The 3122-nt window shown below is 75.8% G+C and carries 1 protein-coding gene; it reads right to left on the bottom strand.

Annotated elements, in window-relative coordinates; genetic code table 11:
• A partial coding sequence (locus ACZ6Y7_RS37895; RefSeq protein WP_465762536.1) for a type I polyketide synthase occupies positions 1-3122 on the bottom strand: 3122 nt, incomplete at both ends.

Below are 3122 nucleotides of genomic sequence, written 5' to 3'. Positions count from 1 at the left end.
GAGGACACACCAGCCGCCAGGCTCTGCAGACCCGACATCAGCTCGCCGCGCTCGGCACCGAGCACGACCGCCCGGTGCTCGAAGGCCGACCGCGTGGTCGCCAGCGACCAGGCCACGTCCGCCGGAGCCAGCTCCGGCCGCGCCGCCACCCACTCGCGCAGCCGGCCCGCCTGAGCCGTCAGAGCGTCCGCCGAGCGACCCGACACCACCCACGCACCGGCACCCGGCAGCACCGGGTCCACCGCGGGGGCCTCCGCCTCGACGTCCTCGGCAGCCGGGGCCTGCTCCAGGATGACGTGCGCGTTGGTGCCGCTCATGCCGAACGCCGACACGCCCGCACGCCGCACCCGGCCGTCGGCCGGCCAGGCCACCTGCTCGGTCAGCAGCCGCACCTCACCCGCCGTCCAGTCGACGTGCGAGGACGGCACCTCGGCGTGCAGGGTCCGCGGCAGCCGCTCGTTCTGCAGCGCCAGCACCATCTTGATGACGCCCGCCACACCGGCGGCCGCCTGGGTGTGCCCGATGTTCGACTTCACCGAACCCAGCCACAACGGCCGGCCCTCCGGCCGCTCCTGACCGTACGTCGCCAGCAGCGCCTGCGCCTCGATCGGGTCGCCCAGCGTGGTGCCCGTCCCGTGCGCCTCCACCACGTCGACCTCGGCGGCCGAGAGCCGCGCGTTCGCCAGCGCCGCGCGGATCACCCGCTGCTGCGACGGACCGTTCGGCGCCGTCAGACCGTTCGACGCACCGTCCTGGTTCACCGCCGACCCACGCAGCACCGCGAGCACCTTGTGCCCGTTGCGCCGCGCGTCCGACAGCCGCTCCACCACGAGCATGCCCACACCCTCGGCCCAGCCCGTGCCGTCCGCGTCCTCGGAGAACGCCCGGCACCGGCCGTCGGCCGCCAGGCCCTGCTGCCGCGAGAAGTCGATGAACGTCCCCGGCGTCGCCATCACGGTGACACCGCCGGCCAGCGCCAGCGAGCACTCGCCCGAACGCACGGCCTGGGCGGCCAGGTGCAGCGCCACCAGCGAGGACGAGCACGCCGTGTCCACCGTCACCGCCGGGCCCTCCAGGCCCAGCACGTACGACACTCGGCCCGACAGCACGCTCGTCGCGTTCCCGGTCATCACGTGGCCCTCGGACCCGGAGTCACCCTGGCCGGCCAGCGTCACGCCGAACCCGTAGCCCGAGGCGAAGCCGCCGGCGAACACGCCGGTCGCGGAGCCGCGCAGGGACGCCGGGTCGATGCCGGCCCGCTCCAGCGCCTCCCACGAGGTCTCCAGCAGCTGGCGCTGCTGCGGGTCCATCGCCAGCGCCTCGCGCGGGCTGATCCCGAAGAACGCCGCGTCGAACTCCGCCGCGTCCCGCAGGAACGCGCCCGACTGGGTGTACGACGTCCCGGCGCTGCCGCGGTCCGGGTCGTAGAAGCCCTCCAGGTCCCAACCGCGGTCGGTCGGGAACCCGCCCACCGCGTCACCGCCCGAGGCCAGCAGCTCCCAGAACTCCTCCGGAGTGCCCGCACCGCCGGGGAAGCGGCAGGCCATGCCGACGATCGCCAGCGGCTCGTCCGCCGCCGCGGCGGCCACCGCGGCGACCACCGGTGCGGCGGTGTCCGCCACCTTGCCGGTCAGTTCGCCGCGCAGGAACTCGGCGAGGACCACCGGGGTCGGGTAGTCGAACACCAGCGTGGCGGGCAGCCGGAGGCCGGTGGCGGCACCCAGCCGGTTGCGCAGTTCGACGGCGGTCAGCGAATCGAAGCCGAGGTCCTTGAACGCGCGCCGGTCCTCGACCGCGTCGGCGGAGGCGTGCCCCAGCACGACCGCGGCCTCGTTCCGCACCACGTCGGTGAGCACCCGCTCCTGCTCGGCCCGGCTCAGCCCGGCCAGTCGGTGCGCCAGCTCGCCCTCGGTGCTGGCCACGGCCGTGGCCACGCCGGCCGCGGCCAGCTGACGGATCTCGGGCAGGTCCCGCACCAGGGGCCGCTTCGGCAGGTCCGCCGCGCCCGGTCCGGAGGCCAGCTGCGCCCAGTCCACGTCCATCACGGTGACGAGGGCGTCCGGGCCCTCCAGCGCCTCGCCCAGGGCACGGGCGGCGAGCTGCGGGTCCATCGCCGGCATCGGGCCGCGCTTGACCCGGGCCTGCACCACGCTGTTGGACTCGGCCATGCCACCGCCGGCCCACGCGCCCCACGCCACGGTGAGCGCGGCCAGGCCGCGGCCGCGCCGGTTCTCGGCGAGGGCGTCGAGGAAGGCGTTGGCGGCCGCGTAGTTGCCCTGGCCGGCGGCCCCCAGCGTCGAGGAGATCGAGGAGAACAGGACGAACGCGTCCAGGTCCAGTCCGGCGGTGAGCTCGTCCAGGTGGACCGCGCTCGCCGCCTTCGCGGCCAGCACCGTCTCCAGACGGGACACCGACAGCCGGTCCACGACGCCGTCGTCCAGGAAGGCGGCGGTGTGCAGCACCGAGGACAGCGCCGGACCGCTCTCGCCGATCCACGCCACCAGACCGGCCAGCGCCGCCCGGTCCGTCACGTCGCAGGCGACGATCTCGACCGCGGAGCCGGCCGTCGCGAGCTCGGCGGCCAGGGCCGCCGCGCCCTTCGCGGCGGGACCGGAACGGCTGGTGAGCACCAGCCGCTCCGCACCACGCTCGGTCAGCCAGCGCGAGACGTGGCCGGCGATGGCGCCGGTGCCACCGGTGATCAGCACGCTGCCGCGCGGCGTCCACGCCCCCTTGCCGCGGAGCTGCGAGGCCCGCGTGAGCCGGCGGCCGAGGATCCCGGCGGACCGGATCGCGACCTCGTTCTCGCCGCAGCCGGCCAGCACCGCCACCAAGCGTCCACCGGCGCGCTCGTCGAGCGTCTCGGGAAGGTCGACCAGACCGCCCCAGCGGTCGGGCTGCTCCAGGCCGACGACCCGGCCCAGACCCCACACCTGCGCCTGCACCGGGTTGGCCAGCGCCTCACCCGGACCGGCCGCCACCGCACCGCGCGTGGCCAGCCAGAGCGGGGCGGCGATCCCGGCGTCGCCCAGCGCCTGGACGAGCGCCAGGGTGGCCGCCAGGCCGCCGGTCACCACCGGGTGCTCCGGCAGCGGCCTCTCGTCCAACGCCAGCAGCGACAG

The sequence above is a fragment of the Kitasatospora sp. NPDC053308 genome (genome assembly GCF_055585785.1).
Note: the sequence above shows the minus strand (reverse complement) of the source record. Positions and strands in the feature narration are given on the sequence as shown.